Annotated in this window: 17 protein-coding genes; 10 read left to right on the top strand and 7 right to left on the bottom strand. The window is 63.4% G+C overall.

What is annotated here, in order from left to right; all coding sequences use genetic code 11:
* Window positions 1–7 precede the first annotated feature (7 nt).
* Both K7G19_RS06450 and K7G19_RS06445 read left to right on the top strand, forming a co-directional pair.
* Window positions 8–2,188, top strand: a complete 2,181-nt coding sequence (locus K7G19_RS06450; RefSeq protein ID WP_226106482.1) for a M23 family metallopeptidase — start codon at window positions 8–10, stop codon at window positions 2,186–2,188.
* Window positions 2,185–2,775, top strand: coding sequence for a hypothetical protein (locus tag K7G19_RS06445; protein WP_226106481.1), 591 nt, complete (start codon window positions 2,185–2,187; stop codon window positions 2,773–2,775). The genes K7G19_RS06450 and K7G19_RS06445 overlap by 4 nt, the downstream gene beginning before the upstream one ends.
* 395 nt (window positions 2,776–3,170) lie before the next feature.
* On the opposite strand, the gene K7G19_RS06440 is transcribed toward K7G19_RS06445, so the two are convergent.
* The 7 genes from K7G19_RS06440 to tssJ form a co-directional block, all read right to left on the bottom strand.
* Window positions 3,171–3,986 (bottom strand): hypothetical protein, encoded by an 816-nt coding sequence (locus K7G19_RS06440; protein WP_226106480.1) that lies wholly within the window; start codon window positions 3,984–3,986, stop codon window positions 3,171–3,173.
* A gap of 266 nt (window positions 3,987–4,252) precedes the next feature.
* Window positions 4,253–5,341, bottom strand: coding sequence for an Imm71 family immunity protein (locus K7G19_RS06435; protein ID WP_226106479.1), 1,089 nt, complete (start codon window positions 5,339–5,341; stop codon window positions 4,253–4,255).
* A complete protein-coding gene (locus tag K7G19_RS06430; RefSeq protein WP_226106478.1) occupies window positions 5,338–6,879 on the bottom strand; it encodes a hypothetical protein in 1,542 nt (513 codons plus the stop codon). Before K7G19_RS06430 ends, K7G19_RS06435 begins: the two co-directional genes overlap by 4 nt.
* A gap of 9 nt (window positions 6,880–6,888) precedes the next feature.
* Entirely contained in the window at window positions 6,889–9,711 is a 2,823-nt protein-coding gene (locus tag K7G19_RS06425) for a type VI secretion system Vgr family protein (RefSeq protein ID WP_226106476.1), read from the bottom strand.
* An 89-nt stretch (window positions 9,712–9,800) separates the two neighbouring features.
* A complete protein-coding gene (icmH, locus tag K7G19_RS06420; RefSeq protein ID WP_150083005.1) occupies window positions 9,801–10,592 on the bottom strand; it encodes a type IVB secretion system protein IcmH/DotU in 792 nt (263 codons plus the stop codon).
* Window positions 10,589–11,935, bottom strand: a complete 1,347-nt coding sequence (gene tssK, locus K7G19_RS06415; RefSeq protein WP_149318827.1) for a type VI secretion system baseplate subunit TssK — start codon at window positions 11,933–11,935, stop codon at window positions 10,589–10,591. The genes icmH and tssK overlap by 4 nt, the downstream gene beginning before the upstream one ends.
* Before the next feature lie 72 nt (window positions 11,936–12,007).
* Entirely contained in the window at window positions 12,008–12,637 is a 630-nt protein-coding gene (gene tssJ / locus K7G19_RS06410; protein WP_149318942.1) for a type VI secretion system lipoprotein TssJ, read from the bottom strand.
* Between the two features lie 300 nt (window positions 12,638–12,937).
* Between tssJ and K7G19_RS06405 the strand changes: the two genes are divergently transcribed.
* The 8 genes from K7G19_RS06405 to tssH all read left to right on the top strand — a co-directional run bounded on the left by K7G19_RS06405 (window position 12,938) and on the right by tssH (window position 22,780).
* Window positions 12,938–13,579 carry a hypothetical protein gene (locus K7G19_RS06405; protein WP_149318941.1) on the top strand — a complete coding sequence of 214 codons (642 nt, stop codon included), beginning with the start codon at window positions 12,938–12,940 and terminating at the stop codon, window positions 13,577–13,579.
* A gap of 87 nt (window positions 13,580–13,666) precedes the next feature.
* On the top strand, window positions 13,667–14,188 hold the full coding sequence (tssB, locus tag K7G19_RS06400; protein ID WP_149318826.1) for a type VI secretion system contractile sheath small subunit: 522 nt from the start codon (window positions 13,667–13,669) through the stop codon (window positions 14,186–14,188).
* Window positions 14,181–15,668, top strand: a complete 1,488-nt coding sequence (tssC, locus tag K7G19_RS06395) for a type VI secretion system contractile sheath large subunit (protein WP_226106475.1) — start codon at window positions 14,181–14,183, stop codon at window positions 15,666–15,668. The genes tssB and tssC overlap by 8 nt, the downstream gene beginning before the upstream one ends.
* Window positions 15,669–15,767: 99 nt before the next feature.
* Window positions 15,768–16,271: an Hcp family type VI secretion system effector gene (locus K7G19_RS06390; RefSeq protein WP_006577978.1), complete on the top strand. Its 504-nt coding sequence runs from the start codon at window positions 15,768–15,770 to the stop codon at window positions 16,269–16,271.
* A 98-nt stretch (window positions 16,272–16,369) separates the two neighbouring features.
* On the top strand, window positions 16,370–16,843 hold the full coding sequence (tssE, locus tag K7G19_RS06385; protein WP_149318824.1) for a type VI secretion system baseplate subunit TssE: 474 nt from the start codon (window positions 16,370–16,372) through the stop codon (window positions 16,841–16,843).
* A gap of 95 nt (window positions 16,844–16,938) precedes the next feature.
* Window positions 16,939–18,792, top strand: a complete 1,854-nt coding sequence (gene tssF / locus K7G19_RS06380) for a type VI secretion system baseplate subunit TssF (protein ID WP_226106474.1) — start codon at window positions 16,939–16,941, stop codon at window positions 18,790–18,792.
* Window positions 18,756–19,994, top strand: coding sequence for a type VI secretion system baseplate subunit TssG (gene tssG, locus K7G19_RS06375; RefSeq protein WP_226106473.1), 1,239 nt, complete (start codon window positions 18,756–18,758; stop codon window positions 19,992–19,994). Before tssF ends, tssG begins: the two co-directional genes overlap by 37 nt.
* Before the next feature lie 20 nt (window positions 19,995–20,014).
* The gene (gene tssH, locus K7G19_RS06370) at window positions 20,015–22,780 is read left to right on the top strand and encodes a type VI secretion system ATPase TssH (protein ID WP_226106472.1); all 2,766 of its coding nucleotides are present in this window, start codon (window positions 20,015–20,017) and stop codon (window positions 22,778–22,780) included.
* Window positions 22,781–22,826 lie beyond the last annotated feature (46 nt).

The raw sequence follows: 22,826 nt of genomic DNA, 5'->3' as shown, positions 1-22,826 counted from the left end.
AAGTCCCATGCTGATCAGTCCTCCCTTTCTCCCACCGCGCGGCGCCAACCAAACCGAAAGCGAGTGGATCGACGCCGCAATGCCTGGCGGTGAGCCGGGCGACGGGTCGTATCCGGTCAGTTACAACCTCGGTTGGCACGGAGGCCTGCACTTGACCGCGCCTGCGCGTGGTACCAATGGCACCGAGCCGGTGCGAGCCATTGCCGACGGCACTGTGGTTTATCGACGCGGGTCACACGAGCCGCCGCCTCCGCCTGCTGCTGACAGCCCGTTGAGTTTCGGTGGTAGGACTAGCGATGGCGTGGTCGTTATTCGGCATGAGACGGAGATTGGCGCCGCTCGTCAGGGCAATGCACCAACCCGTGTAGTGTTCTTCTCGATCTACATGCACTTGCATACGGTCCGGAACACGGTTCAGGTCGGCAGTCGAGTCAATCGAAAGGCGGAACTTGGACAGGCAGGATACGTGCGCGGGCAGGCGAATCGGATTCACTTCGAAATCATCTGTGACGACGACAACCTGCGCCAACTGATCGGCAGGACGAGCGGCGATGTCCCGCTAACCCAGAATGGCCGTGACGACGCGGTGTTCGGCGAGCTCTATTTCAGGCTGCCAGCCAACACACCGGTATACGCACAACGTCCGCCACTGAACCAACCCGCGCCCGCAGGCGGCACGCCACTCGGTGAAGAGGTCTTTGTTGGCCTACGCTATGCCGAAGGAGACGGCGCGCAAGACGCGCGCGGCAATGCGTACGTGACAACCTATCGTCCGGTCGGAACGGCATTGGGTGACCCGCTCACTGAACGCGACGCTGAATACAATCTGTATCGCGATGCCAATGCCATCAGCGAGGCCTATCCGGCCAACGCTCGCCCGGCACCGAGCGCGGTATATGAGCTGCTTCGCTTCGGGCGTGTTATAGGACCTGACGCCTTGGCGCCTGAGGACGTACCGCACTGGCGCCAAATTCGTACGCCTGCTGGTACGGGTTGGGTGAACCTCAACGCCGCCGGCGTAACGAAGTACAGCGATGCAGATTTTCCGCACTGGCGCGGTTGGTTTCTGATTGAAGACACTCAGGACGGCAACAGCCTTTGCAATGCACCAACCATCCTGCGCGCAGTCGATATGAATCGCGACGGCAGTGTCTCAGCAGACGAAGCGCATGAGCGCCTACGGTCGCCGCAGATTCAGGCGTTCTTGAAGCGGCTGATCTGCAAGTTTCCGACGGAGTGGGATGCCAGTACAGTGGAAGCGCGATGGGGATGGCTGAAGGTGCGGAGCCCGAACAACCCGACGCCGATGACGGAAGAGCAGTTTGGGCGGTTTCGGGCGCATGTTGAAGCGTTGGCGTTTTGGGGGCAGGCTGCGTTGCAGAGCCCACGTTACGATGACCAAGGACAGGAAAACGGCCAAACACCTCTACCTGGATCGCATTGGCATTTCCATCCTCGTGAGTTTGTCCTTCTTTTTAGAGCGTGTGGCTGGCTTGATCGAAACGAGTTTGCGCAAGTATATAAGAACGATTACCAGAGAAAAACGAGGAATTCACTTGAAACCGCCAGGAACGCCCTGAGTGATGCGGTTCGAGAGAGATACAGGGTCACAATTAATAGAGTCGCCCGCAAGTATCATGTAAATTCCTCCGGGTATCGCTTGGCCCACTTCTTCGGGCAAGGTGCTGAGGAGTCGAGGACGCTGACTCAGATGATCGAACGTAGGAGTGAGGCGAGTTGTAATCAACTGTACGGTGGCCGCATGGGCAATGATCTGCCGGGTGATGGATACCGCTACCGCGGTCGAGGCATGAAGCAACTCACCGGGAAATACAATTACACTGAATATTGGGTATATCGCGGATGGGTAAGCCGAGATTCTTTCGAGAGAAGCTGGTGGACTCCGCGTGGAAATGTGCGCCGTCCGCTCATTAATAATCCCGACATTCTCGATACGGATGAATACGCAATTATTGACGCCGGTGGATGGTATTGGGCTGCATCGCCACATCGTGGTGAGCCGCATGCCTTAAGTACGATAAACAGGACCATACCGAGTGTAGCCCCGACGCGAACAAATGTTCAAACGGTTACGCGGGCCATCAACGGCGGTGACAATGGGATAGACAATCGCGAGTACCACACTGTGCGTATATATTCTGCTGTGAGCGACGAGGTCCGTCCATGAAAGCTGCCATTTTAATGCTGCTTCTGTCATCGATATCGACTGGCTGTCTGGCAGGAGGTGATAAATTCCTTCGGTCCTTTGCGGGACAGTCGGTATCGATCGAGTACGATGTTCGAAATTATAAAAAAATAACTGAAACTGTATCTGCGGAGGGATCGGACGCAGCTAAGTCCGGCATCGTTTACGATCTTGCGATGGAAAGGCGTCGTCCTATGGGCGGCAGCTATTCAGACTCTGGAACGATCTGCTTCGGAGACTTGACAACGTGCACTGCGCAGGGCGGTATGCCGGTCCCGTATTGGGGCGACGGGCAAGGCCAATTGAGGATCGCGGATCCCACAGAGCCCGTACAAAAAGCAAAAGTTGGTGAGCGGGATGTCTTCGAGGCATTTCCGCTTTGTGGCTGGGAACAAAATGGTGCGTCCGCGCCAAGAGGGGGGCAATGCTACGCCGTTGTTCTCCCGCTCGTCGACAAGGTAGTCAGCTTTAATTTCTTGCTAGGGAAAAATACAGGTTGTCGTCAGTATGAAAAATGCTGGTCCGAGCAATTGAGGAAGGTACGAGACGTCGTTTCTAGTGCCCGTTAGGGGGCGTCGTTGTACTTCCGACGACCGTAGCGGCTCGGCAAAGTGCTCAACCAGCTTACCTATCAGGGCTGCGTGTCGCCGTTGACCATGTCTCGTGCTCCGCGCTTCAGTCAAGGGAGTCATGGATTAACACCGGTTTGAGTAGGCGCTCGCAGGTGGCAGCAGATGATCGCTCGGGCCAGTTTCTTCCGGCACACCCATACACGCACTTGCCCTCGAAATCCGAGAGCGGTCGCACGGGATCGCGGAAATACTGAACGGCCCATAGCAACTCCGGCGGCTCGCCGCTATTCACGTCCGCGGGGTAGGCCCACAGAGGCGTGCCCGATCGCCTCCATTGAACGGCCTGATCGCATTCTCCACTGTATATGGGCAACGGGATCTCCCAGCGAAGCCTATACGCTTCCGCGATAGGTTGGGCTGGGCATATCCTTCCGCGTTTTGTCAGGACGAATGTCCGTGCGCTGTCGACCTTGTCGTCGACGACTGTGTTGCCGCTGACCAGGTGAAACACATTGCCGTTCGACCAGGTCGGTTTGTTGCCTTGCTGCTCCTGCTTTATCGACACGGGCGTAGACGGTTGCTGTCGCATCCATGCGAATGACGTTGCCTTGCTTGTTGAATTCGTAGAGTCCGTGGCCAGAGATGAACAGCACACGCACAGGCCATGATTTTGGCGACACCCACTGAATTCCGTCTTGGGACGCTTTATCGTTTCGGCGCAGCGCATTGGGCGGAGGCGGCGACACGTCGACCCAGCTGCTGTCCTCTCCATCGAAGGCAAAGACCTTATCGATCGGACGTGCTTGCGCATAGCGTCGTTGTTGAACCAGGCTGATGTCTGTGTCGGTCAACTGTACGACCACGTGCTTGCGCTTGCCTTCCCGGATTTCGGTTTGCCAAGTCAGCGTGCGGGCGGCGGCCTTCCCGGGCGGCGGTGGTGCGGTCAGTTCTACCGTGAGAGTGAGCGAGGAGGGTAGCAGGTCGATCGTCTCGCCCGGTTGGATCGGGGTGACGAACGATCCGTCCACGGAGACATCGATGGGCGCTTTCGTCTCTCCCGGTTTGTAGAAGAGTGTCAAGCCGGAGTCAGCGTTTCCCTGTGTCGATCCTTGCGACACTGCGGAGGTTCCGGATGAAGAGGCGGCCACTATCCCGCTCGAGCAAAGAGTCAGGGCAAAAGCAATAGCGGAAACGGCAAGGGTTTTCATGTCTAGGGCCTGTCGTGCCCACAATGGCCTACGCTGCGCCTACGGGGACACGTCCCCAATGTCCCCTGACCGCCCGAGTTCGCCAGCTAGCCGGCGTTGCCTATGAGGGAACTTCAGGGCCGTATTGGCTTGCGCATCTGTTACTCGTGGACCTAGTATCGGCACGTGGGCACGGGCGGGCGGGGGTTCCACTGCATTGGCCGCTGCCGAGGAGTCAGATTGCTGCGGAGGGGTATGGGTTTTTTTCTTGCCAGCACAGGATATAACTACTCTTCTGCAAGGACCCAGCGAACCTTCTTTCCGTTGTGTAGCGGAAGGATGTCACCAGCCTGGATTGTCAAGCTCGAAAACAGATCGCCCTCTACTAACCAACGGCCCGCGTAAGTAGCGCGCTGCCCGCTTGCAAGCGAGATAAGTTTCGCGTTTTCCGCAGCAGGACTGCTTTGAGCTGGGCTGTTCTCTGCCTTTGGTGTCATGAATTCGTACTGCTGCTCTTCCTCGGGGATGGAGCCGTCTTGATAGCGCTCATCGCGCCATAGCAGGCGCCATACCACATCCATCTCAAAGCCATCATCTTCTGTTTCTTGGTATGCCTTCGGCGCCGCTGAGCCGCCATGGAGGTAATTCATGCAACCTACGACGGTGAAGGGGCCTTTCGGTGAGTCTTGCCTAAATAGACTGAATAGTGGTGGCTTGCGAGCGTCAATGGGCTCCCAAATTCCAGAGCATGGGATCGCTCTTCCGCTCGACACCAGGATGTTGTCCTGCGGGTCCGGCACCTCAGGGAGATCGCGGGGGAAGCGTATTTGGGACAGGCGTTCACGCAGCGCTTGGCCGTAACTCAATGGGGCTGGCTCATCGAGTCGACGGGCTTCAAGGATAAGACAGCATTCGCCCCAAGCGCTGGCTACAGCTTGAAATGCACTGAAATATTCGGTCCACCCTGGAGTATTGTTTTCGTCAAGGGGGGGATGCTCATGCCATTCGAACATCCGCAATATGTAAGTATCCCAGTGTCCTAACGGACGATCCGCCATGGCAAATTCGCCATTAGCATCGAATTTGAAGACTCGCTTATCGCCATTCCGGAGGCGCCGAAGTCCTTCTTCAAAATGCGCGAAGCCTTGTATCGCTCCGACGTAGTGGCTTTCTTTGATGCCGGCCAATTCGTCGATTCCTCGTTCGCTCGCGATCGCGACACATCGCCTTGTTGCCTCCACCCATTCCTGATAGAAAATGGAGATGCGATGCCAAGCGGTGTAGGAGCTGATCCGTTTTAGGTAAAAGAAGATCTGCTTCCGTTCCTGAGGAGTAGGCAGCAAGATCTCGGTTGGATTGAAGTAAGCGGAGTTCATGGTGCAATGGTGACTTCGCGGTTGTCCTTAGTCGCTTGCTCACGCGCTCCCAACCGGGCTGTCTGAACAGTACCTGCGTTTGGGGGCGTAAGGTAGCCCCATACGCCGTTGGTGTCCACCCAGCCAGTAGGTCGCACTTCAAAGGTGATGCCGCTGATGGGGTCTTCCCATGGTTTGCTAGGTTTGCCGGACGAAATGACTTCCTGGCCCATCTCCTTCAGCCGGTTTCCGGTTGAACTGTCCAAGAAGAATACCGCTTGCGTAGCGCCGCCAGGTAAGTATTGCCCGGGCAGTCGCTCGCCAGCTTGTTCTGCCACGGTTCCGACCACGGACTTTGGACCGGCTGTGTTCGTAACACGGCCAACTACCATATAGCCGTCTCGATTAAATTCATCGAGGACGGCAGCTAGCTCGCGCCACTCTTTCGCGTTATTTGGCGGTTTCCCGATACCCCACCAGATGCCGCCAGGAGCCGATTCGGCAATGTTCACTTTATGAGTTACTCCTGCCGGGCCGAACAACCGGAACACCTCTTCGCCTTCTTTTAACTGCCGGTTTACCATCCGCCCACTAAATGCTGCAATAGCAGTATGGATCCCCTCACGGTTCGGGCGCATGGTCAAGTTTGGGTAGCCATCTTCAGGTTGATAGTATTTCTTCCACTTCTTAGGAGTGCTTGCGGTTGCCGGGTTGGGCTTCCAACCTCGAGCAGAGCGCGCTGGCAATGTCCCGCCTTCTACGAGTCGCGTTTCGTCAGCACGCGTAACCCCGCGTTCTCCTGCCGCGACCTCATATAGGCTCTTGCGACTCGTCGTTTCACCGCCCGATCGGACAAATGCCTGCATCTCACGAAGCTGTTGGTCGAGTTCCTTAATTGCCTTCGGTATCATCTGATTGCCAAGGTCCGCAAGCTCTTTGATACCGTGGCGAATCCCCTCTACCCGTTGCAGGAGGGATGCCGGAGCGATTGCACCCGCTTGCTTCTTCATATCTCCAAGCACGGTGTGCATGCGGTTCATGAGGGCAGAAAATCGTTCGAGTATTTCCGCCTGATATTTCTTGAAACTGAGTTGGCCGAGCCACTGTTCAGCATTCTTCGTGCCAATCCGATTCAAAAATGCGATGGTGTCAGCGGCGGCTTCTGCGACGTGTCGCGATCGCGCGGCTCCCTCAAGCGCGCGACCTTCTTTCGCCAACTTGACGACGAGCCGTCCGACACCTTTGACTACGCCCCCGACTACGGGGATCAGTGCCACGATGAGGACGACAAGAAGCACCCACTCCCAGACATCCTCGCGTTTCTTGGGGTCGTCGACAAGGCCGATGGTGACAGCGATGATATCGCGGGCTGCAGTAACATCGCCGAGGAGCGGAATCATGCCGATTACCGCATCAACAATGATTTGAGAGAACGTGGCCTTTTCGTTGAAGGCGCCTTTGACGGTTCCCCAGGTCCAGGACCCAACGTCCGCGCAGATCGCTTGAAAGCGCCCCCAGGTTAGACCACCTGGCGCCGATTTATTTGCTGTATTCGACATTTCTCTACATCAGGAGCGGTTCATCGTATGGTCATGGCTGCTGAGGTACTTACTCACCAGTTCTGAGAGCTTGGTATCGGCCGGATTGGGGTCGTGGTCCGGATTTGGCGCCTTGTCTTTACGTTCGAACGTGCCGGGCATAGGGCCGAAGCTTACTGTCGCGGCTCCGTAGGGTACGTCCTCTAGTAGGGCTTTGCCTTGGCTATCAAGTACGCCACGACGCTCCGTGCCGTCAGAGAACTTAACAATGTATTCCGCTCCGGCAAGCCCTTCGTCATCGTGATAACGGTGATCGAGCAACAGCGTCCCAGGCGGTAGTGCGTCAATTGGCAAAGCGGGCAAAACCGCTGGTTTCCCAGCCCCACCACTAAACGGATGCCCAGCCCCCTTGACCTCAAACATCCCCGGCGTCTCGAAGGTAATCGCATTCCCTTCCAGCCGTATCGCCGAATCCGCCCCATGCAGCACGACGGTGTTCTTCGCCAGAATCTCGACCGCCTCGTTTGACGAAGTCACCACCACTTCCTTGTCCGCCAGAATCGACATCGCGCCGTCATGCGCCTGCACCGACAGCGGTCCGTTGGCGGCAACGGCCTTCAAGCCATTACGCTGCACGAACAGCGACACGCCTTGCGCTGCCGCCATCGCGATGGTCTTGCCGGCGGTCAGCTGCCAGTCCGATTGCACGGTCCCATGCAGATGCCGACCTGAATAGACGGCGGTGGTCTCTTGGCTCGACACCGCGATGGAAGTGGGGGCCTCCGCCACCAGCAGCGGCTCGGCAAAGCGCTCAACCGGCTTGCCGTCCGGCTGCTTGGCGTCCTGGCCGTTGACCGTGTCCGCGTAGTGCCCGTCCTGCTCGGGCTCGACTAGCGTCAGCAGCGGCTCGAAGACGGCGTTGGCGGCCAGGGGCAGGGCGGTCTGCGTCTGCGCCGCGGTCGACAAGCGGTCGGCGGTCCGTTGCGCGCCCTTGAGCAGCGCGATCGCCTCGGCCATGTTCATCACGGTGCCGGTGGCGCGAGGCCGGGCGGTGGTCGACAGCAGCAGGCCCTGGCCGGCGCGCACCGTCGCCCACGCGTCGCTGCGCAGTTCGGCACCCGTGCCGCGCCATGGGCCGCGCTGCGCGTCCTGCGGGCCTTGGGCGACCAGATAGCCAAGGTTCAGTTGGGTCTGTGCCGCGGAGCTGGCCAGGCGCATGCGCAGCCCGCCCTTGACGTCGTCGACGACCCACTGGTTGTAGCCGTCGCCGCCGAGGCCACGGGTATGCCAGCCGGACAGCATGGAAGCGAGCGGCTTGTCGTCGTTGGCCCAGGGCGGGGTGTCCTGCTCGTTGTGCAGCTGCATCGCGGCCAGCGGCCGGTCGATGTCGCCGTCGAGGAAGGTCAGCAGCAGTTCGGTGCCCACCCGCGGCAGGTGGTGGGTGCCCCAGTTGGGACCGGCCATGGCGCCGGCGACGCGGACCCAGGCGGTGACCTGCGTCAGATCGTCGGAGCCGGGATCGGTGAAGGCCGCGGCCCGGCCCCCGTGGCCACTCTGGTCTGCCGGTGCAGGCGCGCGCAGCCACGGAAAGCGAACGCGCACGCGATGATCGCGATCGGTGTGCAAGGGCGTCTCGCCCTCGGCGATCACGATGGCGGTCTGGCCTTCGGGCGCGGTCGGCTTGGCGCGGAAGCGCGGCACGATCGGGGCGTCGGCCCGCACCGCTTCGAGCGTATTGCGGTAGCCGCCGGCCTCGACCTCGGTGGTGCCGAGCAGCCTGGCGACATCGGTGCCGAGATTGTTGGCCGCTTCGTGACGCACCGACAGCGCGACGAATTCGTCGCCGTCAGCGGCAAAGTGTTCGGTCAGGGCAAAGCGCTGACCGGCGCCCAGCTGACGGACGGTACCGGCGCCATCGAAGCGCACGAACGAACCTTCTTCGGCTTGCATGCGCAGTTGCGCCGCGCGGTCGGCGGTCGCCGCATCGGGATAGCGATAGGGGCCCTGGGCATCGAACGATTCGAGGGTCGGCCATTCGCCCGGCACCGAAGTGGCATTGGCCTGCGCCGAGGCGGCGGTCAGCGTCTTGTAGTCCCAGGACGAGACGGTGACCGCGTTGGATCCGACACTGTGCCGCGTCGACCAGACCGTCATCGTGTCCGACTCCTCGGTCATGTCGGCCCGATGGAAGCGGATGTTGGCCTGAGGGCAGGGCGGCCGTTCGGCATCGTTGTCGAACACCACCAGACGATGTCGGGCCTGGCTGCCTTCTGGCTTGTCGTCCTCGCCCTGCAGGTGTTCGAAGCGATACGACAAGCCTTCCTCGGCCAGCAGCCGCTGCACGAAGTCGAAATCGCTCTCGCGATACTGGGCGCAGATCGAGCGGCGGCGCAGCGGTTGGGAGACGGTGAACTGGAAGTTGGCGGCCGGATAATCGCGGAAGACTTCCTCGACGATCTCCTGCGCGGTCTTGTCCTGGTAGACGTAGCAGTCGACGCGGCCGCGCAGGCGTTCAAGCCACGGCGCGACGGTGAGCCGGTAACGCGCCAGGCCGCCGTCTCCGCCCATTGCCGCGCAATCGACCACGAAGCCATGCCAGGCGCGGTAGCGGCCGTCGGCCAGCATCAGCCGCAGCGTGATCTCCTGCCGCGCCAGTTCGACCGTATCGAGATGCGCGGACGGCGACAGGCAGTCGATCTCGATGGCGAAGGGCCGCGAGACCGCTTCGATCGCGGTAAAGCGCTCGACGATCAGATTCGCATCGCGAAGCGGTGTGTCGAGCGCGATCTGCCTTGTGCCCTGGCCGAGCAGCGTGGCAAGTACGGCCGACGGCAGCGACGTGGTGGGCATCATGGCTACCTTGGCGAGTGGTGGTTGGCTTCCGGCGTCCGGCGTTGGGCTGGGTCAGCGCAGCGCTATCCGGCGATCGATGGACGTTGGCCTTACGGCAGGGAAATCGTCAGATGCGAGAAGCGCGGCCCAAGCTTGATCACCTGCGAGTACTCCTGCATCGCATCGTTGGTCTGCTTGTTCAGCACCGACGACAGGCCGAGGTATCCCAGCAGCGCGATCAGCGCGAACACGGCGCCGAAGATCCACAGCGGCGTCTCGCGCTTGAGCGTGTGCGCGATCTTGTCCGGCAGCGGCCAGTGCGGGGCGAACGGCGCGCGCTTGCCCTTGATCGCCGCGATCTCGTCGCCGAGCCGCGCGGTCAGGTAGGAGAGCTTCTCCGGCCCTTCGAGGATGTACTTGCCGCGGAATCCCAGCAGCAGGCACATGTGGAAGACTTCCAGCGCCTGTAGCCGCGGGGCGCCCTGCGCGCGCAGTGCCTCGAGCTTGGTGAAGAAGGTCTCGCCGGCAAGCTGCTCGCCGAACAGCACCAGTTGCAGCGGGCGGCGTTCCCAATCGGCGCGGATCGCGAAGTCCGATGCGAGGATGGTCTCGTCGATCGCCGCGCAGAACGCGTACTTGGCATCGAAGACATCGTCCGCCGACACGTGCAGGCGTTTGGCGCCGCGGTCGAATTCGTCGAGAAAGCCGCGCACCTTGGCGAGGAAATTCTCGGCGCTGTCCGGCGGCTGGCCATTGCGCAGCAGGAACAGCATGAAGAAGCCGTCGTACAGCAGGTCGAGCAGCGTGCGCGCGTGGCGCGAGGCGTCGCCGGCGTCGGCGAAGGTGCTGGCCGCGCCGGCCGGGGCATCGCCAAACAGCGAGGGCATCGAAGTGGAGCTCATGAGGTCACCGCGATCAGTTCAAGTTGAAGTTCCCGGATACCGGCCGGCGTATAGATGGTGATCGTGCCCGCCTGCAGCATGCGTTCGTACAGCGGCCCGCGCGCCTCGACGGCGAAGTAGCAAGCCCCCGGACGCACCGGAATGGCCGGCGGCACCTGCGGCGTATAGGTCAGCGGCACGCCCGGCATCGACGACAGCACCAGCTTGTCGACGTCGTCGGGCGCCCCGACCTTGAAGCGCGCGGGAATCGCGTCGACCAGTTCGACGGTCGGCATATCCGCCGAGACGGACAGGTAGAAGCGCGTCTTGTCGTCGATCTTGCCGGAGTCGAGCCGGCCCAGATGGAAGGATGGCCGCGATTCGTCGAGCGCGATGGCGAAATAGCGCGTGGAAATGACGGTATCGAGCAACTCGCGCACCATCGTGTCGAGTTGCGCGAAGACCTTGCCCGGATTGCCGTGGTCGTAGACCGGCAGGTCGGCCAGCGAGTACGACTTGGAGAAGGTCATCAACGCGCCGGCGAGCCGGAGCAATTCCTGGAACAGCCGTTCGGGATGGACCTCGGGATGGTGATACAGGTGCGACAGCGCGGCGAACGAGGCATTGGCCGTATGCAGCAGCCAGAACGACGCAATATCGCCGGAGCGGAATTCGATGATGTTCTTGGTCGGCTCGCGATGAAAGCCGTACAGCGCATTGACCTTGGCCTGCAGGGCATCGAGCAGCCGGCGCAGCCGCTGGTACAGCACCGCCGAGGCATTGATCGCCAGGCTTGGCGCCACGAAGTTCTCGTCGAGTTCGAAGCCGCCGGTGGCGGTGCGGCGCACGCGGACGATCGGCAGCGAAATATATTGGTCGCGCGGCTCGGAATCGGCGATCAGCTTGACCGCCTTTTTCAGATAGGTAATGGACGCCGGCTCGGCCTCGGTAAAGAGGTCGGCGGTATCGCGCTGCTGGCCGACGAAGCGGGAAGAGGGCGAGCCTTCGCTGGCCTCGCGGTAATTGCCGCCGAAATCGCGCAACGGATAGAGCGCGAGATGGAAGGTCGATTCGGAAACGCCGGCCGGCAGATTGGCCAGGGCTAGCGGGGCCGGCAATTCGTCCGATTGCGGCGCGCAATACCATTCGCCATCGGGAAAGAACAGCGACAGTTCGCTGATGCGCAGCATGCCGCTGGCGAGCGCGTCGGTATCGAAGCGGGCATGGCGCACCCCCCAGGCGTAGGGTTGGATCGCCTGCGCGGTGGCGTGCAGGCGCGCCTCGTGATAGGCGTCCTGCTGCTGGAAATGCTGCGGGCGAAGGAATAGCCCTTCGCCCCAGAGGATCTTGGCGGAATCACTCACAATAAGCCTTGTTGTCTTTCTTTTTCCGATCGGCCCGGCGGCCGGCAATGGGTCGCCATCATCGCTGCAATCTCACGCCCGGCAACTGGTCGGCGACAGCAGGTTCAACGAGGACCGCGGCACGCCATCGGTGGGCGTCAGCGGTTCGCCCGCCGTCAGCGTCATGGCGCAGGCATGCAGGCCGATCGTGATACCGGACTTCTCTCCCTTTGCTGCATCGAAAGCGAATTTCCAGCGCTGCGGCGCCGGGCTGCGGAACAAGGCGACCACCCCGATCGCACCCGCTTCGCGCGAGACTTTCTCCATCACGTCATAACGCTGTCCCGGAATGAGCGTGATTTCGCGAACATTGACCAATTCGGAGCCGAGCACCTGTTTTTCCCGCGCCGGATCGACAAAGGCGTCGAAGGGCGCCTGCATAAAGGCGGTCGATTCCTTTAAGGTGTAAACCCGCACTACCAATGCCGCCGCACGATTGTCATTGGCCGCATTCAGGTTATTGCCGGCATAAAGCCGCAATGGTACCTGCCGCGGCGGCTTTTGCGCATCCGGTACGTTGGTAGGCTTGATTCCCAGCGCCTCCAGCGCTCCACCGGCCGCGCCGGCCAGCACCTGGGTACCAACGGAGCATGACGCCAGCGTGACGACCGCCAGCCCGGCCAGCACTGTCCGTGGATTTATAAAGAATTGTAAAAAAGTCATACAAATCGGATTCTTCTTATTGGCCTGTGCTATGGGGCGCGCGACCCTGATGCCTGGCTGCGGCGTTATGAAATGGCTTGCACAACGGTGCATTGCCGCATGAAAACCAGGGTTCAGTTTCATTTAATTTACGGTTTGGAACCTACCCTCGGTATGGTTGTCAGCGGCGACGCGCAGAGTGTACTATTGCGCGCCGATTGGGCCAATATCGCTTACCAATCTATTACTCCGCTTTGTTTTATTCATTGCGGACGGCATCGAACAATACGTCAACAACAAAGCCACGCGACGGTCAGAGCCATGATCCCTTTTCGCTTTTCACGATCTTTTGCAATTGCCATTGGTGCCGCCGCATTGTTTTCCGGTTGCGCCTCCACGGGAAGCACCACGGGTCCGCAATCGGAGGAGGCATTCGCGCAAAGCATGGCGCAGGCCGAGGCGGCATTGAAGGGCGGCCAGCGTGAGCAGGCGGTGAGCCTGTACGAAGAGATCGCGAAGACGAATCCCGCGCGTCAGGAGCCGTGGTCCCAGATCGCGCAGATCCAGTACGCCGACGAGAAGTATCCGCAGGCGATCCTGGCCGCCGAAGAGGCGCTGCAGCGCGACGGCAACGATCGCAAGGCCAAGAGCATTCTCGCCGTCAGCGGCCTGCGCGTGGCGCGCCGCTCGGTGATGGAATTGCGCGACGACAGCGCGCTCGCCGGCGACGTTCGCACCGACGCGCAGGTCCTGGCCAAGATGCTGCGCGAAACGCTGGGCGAGCAGGTGCTGTTCCCCGAGGAAAAGGCGAAGCCGCCGGTGCGCAAGCGTCCGGTCGCCCGTCCGGCGCCGCGCGCCAAGGCAGCACCGGCCGAGCAGGCTGCTCCGGCCGCGCCGGCTGCCGCGCCGGCCGCCGCCAATGCCGGCGGCGGTTCCGCCGATCCGTTCGGCGCGCTGCGCTGAGCGACAGCTGAGCGACAGTCGGGCGACCCCGTCCCAAACGTCCCGACTTCCCGACAAACACACGACCGGAACAACCGGAGAATCCGCATGGCCAAGAAGGAAAGCGTGCAAAAGCGTCTGCAGAAGGTGCGTCCGCCCCGGGTGCAGCTCACCTATGACGTCGAGAAGGGCGACGCCATCGAGCAGAAGGAATTGCCCTTCGTCGTCGGCGTGGTGGCGGACCTGTCCGGCCAGTCCGAAGTCGCGCTGCCGAAGTTGCGCGACCGCAAGTTCGTCAATATCGATCGGGACAATTTCGACGACGTGATGTCGGCGGTTGAGCCGCGCGCGGCCTTCCAGGTGCCCAACAAGCTGTCCGAGGACGGCGGCAAGTTCGGCGTCGACCTGAAGTTCCGCTCGCTCGACGACTTCAGCCCGGAAGCGGTGGTCGACCAGATCGAGCCGCTGCGCAAGCTGCTCGAGGCCCGTTCGAAGCTGGCCGACCTGCGCAACAAGCTTGCCGGCAACGACAAGCTCGAAGATCTGCTTAGCGAAGTGCTGACCAATACCGAGAAGCTGCAGCAGCTCGGCCATGGCGGCAATGAACCGAAGGGTGGTCAGGATGCCTGAGACGCAAGCCGCAGTCGCCGCGCACGCGGCGCCCGTTGCCAATGCCAGCCTGCTCGACGAGATCGTCGAGCAGAGCCGTGTCGCCAAGTCGGACGCCGAACACGCGCGTGCCAAGGACATCATCGGCGAGCTGGTCAAGGAAGTGCTGGACGGCACCGTGGTGGTGTCGGACAACCTGTCGGCCACGCTCGATGCCCGCGTGGCGGAGCTGGACCGGCTGATCTCTGCGCAGTTGAGCGCCGTGATGCACGCCCCGGAATTCCAGAAGCTGGAAAGCACCTGGCGCGGCCTGTCGTACCTGGTCAAGGAAACGCAGACCGGCACGATGATCAAGATCAAGGCGCTGAACGCGACCAAGCGCGACCTGGTGCGCGACTTCAAGACCGCGATCGATTTCGACCAGAGCGCGCTGTTCAAGAAAGTCTACGAGGAAGAGTTCGGCACCTTCGGCGGCGCACCGTTCGGCGCGCTGATCGGCGACTATGAAATCACGCGCCAGCCGGAAGACATCTACTTCATCGAGCAGATGTCGCACGTCGCCTCGGCCGCGCACGCGCCGTTCATCGCCTCGGCGTCGCCCGAGCTGTTCGGCCTGGAGTCGTTCGCCGACCTGGGCAAGCCCCGCGACCTCGCCAAGGTGTTCGACACGGTCGAATACGCCAAGTGGAAGTCGTTCCGCGAATCCGAGGATTCGCGTTATGTCGGCCTGACGATGCCGCGCTTCCTGGGCCGCCTGCCGTACAACCCGAAGGACGGCACCACGGTCGAGGGCTTCAACTTCGTCGAGGACGTCGACGGCACCGACCACAGCAAGTACCTGTGGTGCAACGCCGCCTGGGCCTTCGGCGCGCGCCTGACCGCCGCGTTCGAGGACTTCGGCTGGTGCGCGGCGATCCGCGGCGTCGAGGGTGGCGGCCTGGTGGAAGACCTGCCGACCCACACCTTCAAGACCGACGACGGCGAGATCGCGCTCAAGTGCCCGACCGAGATCGCGATTACCGACCGCCGCGAGAAGGAGCTCAGCGACCTGGGCTTCATCCCGCTGGTCCATTGCAAGAATTCCGACTATGCGGCCTTCTTCGCCGCGCAATCGGTGCAGAAGCCGAAGAAGTACAACACCGACAGCGCCAATGCCAACGCTGTGCTGTCGGCGCAGCTGCAGTACATCTTCTCGGTCTCGCGCGTCGCCCATTACCTGAAGGCGATGATGCGCGACAAGATCGGCAGCTTCGCTTCGGCCCAGAACGTCGAAAGTTTCCTGAACCGCTGGATCTCGCAATACGTTCTGCTGGACGACAACGCCAGCCAGGAACAGAAGGCGCAGTTCCCGCTGCGCGAAGCGTCGATCCAGGTTTCCGAAATTCCGGGCAAGCCCGGCGCTTACCGTTCGGTAGCCTTCCTGCGCCCGCATTTCCAACTCGACGAGCTGTCGATTTCGCTGCGCCTGGTCGCCGACCTGCCGCAGGCCGCCAACTCGTAACCGGTTGCCGTCGGGCGCCGGCGTTCGTGCCGGCGTCCGGCGGTCGAGGCAGCAGTACTTACCAGGCGAAAACAAAGCCACTATCTCAACGAGGGTCTCATGAAGGATATCTACGTCAAGTTCGGTAATCCCGCCATCAAGGGTGAATCCCAGGACAAGGACCACAAGGACTGGATCGAAGTCCTCAGCTGGGAGCACAACATCAAGCAGCCGCGTTCGGCGACCGCTTCGACCGCGGGCGGTCACACGGCCGAGCGCTGCGAGCACGGCGAAATGATCTTTACCAAGGACATGGACGTGGTGAGCCCGCTGCTGTATCAGCACGCGTCTGGCGGCACGACCTTCGACGAGGTCACGATCGACTTCATGCGCGCCGACGGCGAAGGCAAGCGCGTCAAGTATCTGGAAATCAAGCTGAAGAACGCGATCCTGGGCGCGGTGGATGCGAAGGTCGCGGCCGAAGGGCTGCCGACCGACAAGTTCTCGCTGAAGTACGCCGCGGTGCAGTGGAAGTACACCCAGCAGAAGATCGGCGGCAATCAGGGCGGCAACTCGCAGGGCGCCTGGAGCCTGACCAAGAACGACAAGACCTACTCGGTCTGATGCCGTTCCTGGTCAGCCGATGATCGGTTGATGCGGATGCCGGCATCCTGGCGATTCGGCGCGACAACGCGCCCGTTGCCGGGGTGCCGGCGCTTGCCATGAAAGGTTTCGAACCGAGTCTGCTCGACAAGCTGTTCGACGACGAGCCCCACGCGCCGCTGCCCACCGCGATGCGGCAGCTGACGCTGGAGGAGCTGAAGTCGACGGTCGCGCGCGACATCGAGGCGCTGCTCAATACGCGCATCGTGATCGACGAAGCGCAGTTGGGCGGCCTGCCGGAGTGCAAGCGTTCGCTGCTGACGTACGGGCTCAACGATTTCGCCGGGCTCAGTCTGGCCAGCTACTACGACCGCAATTACATCTGCCAGTCGCTGACCAAGGCAATCGAGCGCCACGAACCGCGGCTGCGCAATGTCACCGTGTCGCTGGATGTCAGCGAGCGCAACACCAATGCGTTGTGCTTCGGCATTACCGCCATGCTGCTGGTGGGGCCGGCGCGGGAGCCGGTCAGCTTCGATGCGTTGCTGCAGCCGTCGACGCTGCAGTACTCGGTGACGCGCGGACGAACCTGACAGGGCGGGCATGCGCATGGCCGATGACCCAATGACAGGGTCCATGCCCGAGCCGATCCCATCCGCCACCGCCACGCACCGACCGCCGAGCAGCCATGGAAGAGCTACTGCCTTACTACGAGCGTGAACTGGCGTATCTGCGCCGGTATTCGCGCGACTTCGCCGAGCGATATCCCAAGATCGCCGGGCGGCTCGCCATGTCGGCCGACGGTTGCGACGATCCGCACGTCGAGCGGATGGTCGAGTCCTTCGCCTTCCTGACGGCGCGCATCAGCAAGAAGCTCGACGACGACTACCCGGAACTGACCGAAGCGCTGCTGGAGGTCATGTATCCGCATTACCTGCGGCCGTTTCCGTCCTGCTCGATCGCGCATTTCGATGTCCGTGGCGCGGCCGCGCAATTGTCCGCGCCGATGACGGTGCCGCGCGGCACGATGCTGAACACCCGCCCGGTCAACCGGGTCGAATGCCGCTTCCGTACCGCCTACGACGTGACGTTTGCCCCGGTCCGCATCGCCGAGGCCAGCTATCGGGGCGCGGCGGTGGCGCCGGCCGCCACCGTGCTGCCCAAGGGCGCGACCGGTGCGCTGACGATCTCGCTCGAATACCAGGGCGAGCGGGGCGGTTTCGACACGCTGGCGCTCGATACGCTGCGCGTCTATCTGGACGGCGAGCCGTCCTTCGTCGCCGCGCTCGGCGACGCGCTGTTTCTGCATACGGCGGCGGCGTATCTGGAGGGCGCGCGGCCCGGCGTCTGGCAGCGGCTGTCCGGCGTGCCGCTGCGCGAGGTGGGCTTTGCCGCCAACGAAGCGTTGATCGACACGCCGGCGCGCTCGCATCCGGCCTATCGCCTGCTCAGCGAGCATTTCGCCTTCGCCGAGAAATTCAATTTCGTCGACATCGACCTGGCGGCGCTGCGCCGTGCGCTGGGGGCGGCGGGCGGCAACACCCGACGCCTGCAGCTGCATCTGGTGATGACGGACATCCGCAGCGACTCGCACACCGCGCGCCTGCTGGAGAGCCTGCAGGCCGAGCATCTGCGGCTGCATTGCACGCCGGTGGTCAACCTGTTCGCGCAGAAGGCCGATCCGATCCGCATCGAACATACGGCCAGCGCCTATCCGGTGGTGGCCGACGGCCGCCGTGCGCACGGCTACGACATCTATTCGATCGACCGCGTCCATCTGGTGCGCGAGACCGCCAACGGCAACGACGTGATCGAGTTCCGGCCGTTCTATTCGCTGCATCACGCCGACGATCCGAACCGCGCGGGCCACTTCTGGCTGGCGCGCCGCGACGAGCTGGTGGCACGCCGCAGCCCGGGCTACGAGACCGAGATCTCGATCGTCGACCTGGATTTCGATCCGGCGCAGCCGCAGACCGATACGCTGAGCATCGACGTCACCTGCACCAATCGCGATCTGCCGGCCAGCCTGTCGTTCGGCCATGCCGACGGTGACCTGACCATGGAAGGCACGTCGATCGCGCGCCAGATCACGTTCCTGCGCAAGCCGACACCGTCGCTGCGGCTGCCCGGCGGCCGCGCGGCGCAATGGCGCCTGATCTCGCTGCTGGCGCTGAACCACCTGTCGCTGGTGCAGGACGGCCTGCCGGCGCTCAAGGAGATGCTGCGGCTGCACGACCTGGCCCGCAGCGGCATCTCGGCGCGCCAGATCGAGGGCATCGTCGGCCTGGACTATCAGCCCAGCACGCAATGGCTGGCGGGCAAGCCGTTTGCAACGTTCGTGCGCGGCCTGCAGGTCCGCCTGACGTTGGACGAGGAAGCTTTCGTCGGCACCGGCCTGCACCGCTTCATCCGCGTGATGGACCATTTCTTCGGCCTTTACGTCCATCTGAACAGCTTTGTGCAGCTCGTCGCCGTCTCGCGCCGCACCGGCAAGGAATTGATCCAATGCGCTCCCCGAAGCGGCGAATCGATCCTGGTGTGATACGCCGGCTGCTGCGGCAGCCGTATCGCTTCCAGTTCTTCCAGGCAGTGCGGCTGCTGCAGATCCAGTTCGCGCGTCAGGGCAGGGCGCAGGGCGGTGCCAATGGCGGCATGCATGGCGTGGCGACCGGCACAGCGAACGGCTCGGCGAACGGCTCGGCGAACGGCGTGGCGAATCGCGCAAACGGCGCGGCGTACGGCGCCGCGAACGGCAATGCCGTCGCCCGTGTCGCCGACACCCCCGAACACCAGCTCGCCACGCGCGTGCGCTTTCCGAATGCGCTGTCGCTGTCGTTTCCCGCCAGCGAGATCGTGCAGATCGAGGCCGGCGGCATCGCGCAGCAGGCGCTCGACAGCGACGCGGCCTTCGCCGAGGCGATCGCCGAGCGTCCGCTCGACGATGTCGCCGTGACGCCGGCCTTCTTCGGCATGCTGGGCGGGCAGGGCGCGCTGCCGCTGCATTACACCGAAGTGGTGGCCGAGCGCGAAACCCTGCGCCGCGACGGCGCCGCGCGCGCCTTCTTCGATATCTTCTCGAACCGCGCCGCCGCCCTGTTCTATCTGGCGTGGAAGAAGTACCGGCTGCCGTTCCAGCACGAGGTCGACCGCACGCGCCACTACCTGCCGCTGCTGCTGTCGCTGGCCGGCGTCGCCGATGGGGGCGTCCGCCGCGGCCTGCGCGAGACGCCGGGGACCATCCACGACGAGGCGGTCGCCGGCTATGCGACCGCGGTGCGCCATCGGCCGATGTCGGCGTCGTATCTGCAGCAGGTGCTGTCCGATTATTTCCGCGTGCCCGTCCGCGTCGAGCAGTTCGTCGGCGGTTGGTATCGGGTGCCGCCATCGCAGTGGTCGCGCCTGGGCGGCGTCAACAACGTGCTCGGCGCCACCGCGCTGGCCGGCCAGCGCGTCTGGCAGCGCGACCTGCGGGTGCGCGTGTGGATCGGTCCGCTGGCGCGCGAGCAGTACCGCGCCTTCCTGCCCGGCGCCGAGGGCGCGCTGGCGCTGCGCAAGATGCTGACCGTGCTGGGCGGCGCCACGCTCGAATATGAAGTCAAGCCGATCCTGCGCCGGCAGGACGTGACCGGGTCCCGGCTCGGCGCCGCGGGCAGCGGCCACGTCGGCTGGGACACCTTCCTCGTTTCGCGACCCGCCACGCAGGATCGCAGCGACGCGCATTACACGCTGTCGCCCATTCATTGATAGACCGGAGCCGAGCCATCATGGCCACCCCCTTGAAGACGCTGATCGCCAAGCTCAATGCCACCAGCCGGCAGGCCGCCGAACGGGCCGCCTCGCTGTGCATGGCGCGCGGCCACTATGAGGTCGACCTGGAGCATCTGTTCCTGGCGCTGCTGGAGAATCCGCGCAGCGACGTGTCCGTCGCGGCGCGGGCCAGCGGCATCGATCCGGCCGCGTTGCAGAGCGACCTCGACAGGGAGCTCGGCCGCTTCCAGACCGGCAATGGCCGCACGCCGGCGTTCTCGCCATGGCTGCCCAAGCTGTTCGAGCATGCCTGGCTCATCGCCTCGCTCGATTCGCAGACCACGCGCATCCGCTCGGGCCATCTGCTGCTGGCGCTGCTGACCGAGCCGAGCCTGGCGCCGCTGGCCGAGCGCGGCTCCCGGCGCTTTGGCCAATTCCCGGTCGAACGCCTCAAGCATGAACTGGCCGCATTGACCAAGGGCTCGGAAGAGGCCGAGCAGGCGGTGGCCTTCGCGGACGCGGGCGCCGCGCCGGCCGAGGAGCCTTCCGGGCAGGGCGCGCTGTCGAAGACCCCGGCGCTCGACCAGTACACCGTCGACCTGACCGCGGCGGCGCGCGACGGCCGCATCGATCCGGTGATCGGCCGCGACGCCGAGATCCGCCAGATGATCGACATCCTGATGCGCCGCCGCCAGAACAACCCGATCCTGACCGGCGAGGCGGGGGTCGGCAAGACCGCGGTGGTCGAAGGGCTGGCATTGCGCATTGCCGCCGACGACGTGCCGCCGCCGCTGCGCGGCGTCGCGCTGCGCACGCTGGACATGGGCCTGCTGCAGGCCGGCGCCAGCGTCAAGGGCGAGTTCGAGAACCGGCTGCGCAACGTGATCGACGAGGTCAAGCGCAGCCCGCAGCCGATCATCCTGTTCATCGACGAGGCCCACACGATCATCGGCGCGGGCGGGCAGGCCGGCCAGAACGACGCGGCCAATCTGCTGAAGCCGGCGCTGGCGCGCGGCGAACTGCGCACGATCGCGGCGACGACCTGGGCCGAATACAAGAAGTACTTCGAGAAGGATGCCGCGCTGGCGCGGCGCTTCCAGGTCGTCAAGGTCGAGGAACCGGACGAGGCGCTGGCCTCGGCCATGCTGCGCGGCATGGTCGGCCTGATGGAGCGGCACTTCGACGTGCGTGTGCTGGACGAAGCGATCACCGAGGCGGTGCGGCTGTCGCACCGCTATATCAGCGGCCGGCAGTTGCCGGACAAGGCCGTCAGCGTGCTCGACACCGCCTGCGCCAAGGTGGCGCTGGCGCAGAGCGCGACGCCCGCCGAGATCGAGCAGGACCAGAAGGCGCTGGAGCGCCTGACCGTCGAGATCGGCGCGCTGCAACGCGAGCTGTCGACCGGCGGACAGCACCAGGCGCGGCTGGCCGAGTTGCAGAAGCAGGAGCAGGCGCTGCGCGAGCGCATTGCCGCCGGCAACGAACGGCTCGCACGCGAGCGTGAGCTGGTCGAGCGGATCGTCGCACTGCTGCGTTCGCGCGACGCGCGTGCGGGCGATGCGGCCGCGGTCGGCAACACCGGCGCCGACACCGTCGACACCGCAGCCGAGGAAGCCGAACCGGTGGCCGCCAACAGCGATATCGCGCCCGCCGGCCGCCGCCGCAAGGCCGCCACGCCGGCCGCCCCGATCGCGCCCACCGACGAACTGTCGCGCCTGAAGGACGAACTGCGCCAACTGCAGGGCGAAAAGCCGCTGGTGCCGATCCAGGTCGACGGCCAGGTTGTGTCCGAGATCGTCTCGGCCTGGACCGGCATTCCGTTGGGCCGCATGGTCAAGGACGAGCTGCATACGGTGATGAACCTGAAGCCGCTGCTGGAGGAACGCGTGGTCGGCCAGCCGCACGCGCTCGAAGCGGTGGCGCAGCGCGTGCGTACCGCAGCGGCCAATCTGGAAGACCCGCACAAGCCGCGCGGGGTGTTCCTGTTCGTCGGCCCGTCCGGCGTGGGCAAGACCGAGACCGCGCTGGCGCTGGCCGACATCCTGTACGGCGGCGAGCGCAAGCTGATCACCATCAATATGAGCGAGTACCAGGAGGCCCACAGCGTGTCGGGGCTCAAGGGCTCGCCGCCCGGCTATGTCGGCTATGGCGAGGGCGGCGTGCTGACCGAGGCGGTACGTCGCAACCCGTACAGCGTGGTGCTGCTCGACGAAATCGAGAAGGCGCATCCGGACGTGCTCGAGATGTTCTTCCAGGTCTTCGACAAGGGCTGGATGGAGGACGCCGAGGGCCGGACCATCGACTTCCGCAACACCATCATCATCCTGACCTCGAACGCGGGCTCGGCCTCGATCATGCAGGCGTGCCTGAACAAGTCCGCCGAGGAACTGCCGGATGCCGACGCGCTGACCGAGGCGCTGCGCCCGACGCTGTACAAGACCTTCAAGCCCGCCTTTATCGGCCGGACCAAGGTGGTGCCGTACTACCCGATCAGCGACGACACGCTGGTCGAGATCATCGAGCTGAAGCTGCGGCGCATCGGCGAGCGCGTGCAGCAGAACCACCGCGCGGCGTTCGAATGGGATGCGGCCGTGACCGAGGCCGTGCTGCAGCGCTGCACCGAAGTCGATACCGGCGCGCGCGCGGTCGACCATATCCTGAACGGCACGCTGCTGCCGGAGATCGCGCAGTCGGTGCTGGCGAAGATGGCGCAGGGCGAGGCGATCCAGAAGATCAAGGTGGGCGTCAACAAGAACGGCGGCTTCCGCTACAAGGTCAATTGAAATCCATTGAAATCAATTGACTCCGTCACTCACAGTCGAGGCAGCG

It is taken from the genome of Cupriavidus sp. DB3 (genome assembly GCF_020418465.1).
Lineage (GTDB): Bacteria > Pseudomonadota > Gammaproteobacteria > Burkholderiales > Burkholderiaceae > Cupriavidus > Cupriavidus cauae.
Note: the sequence above shows the minus strand (reverse complement) of the source record. Positions and strands in the feature narration are given on the sequence as shown.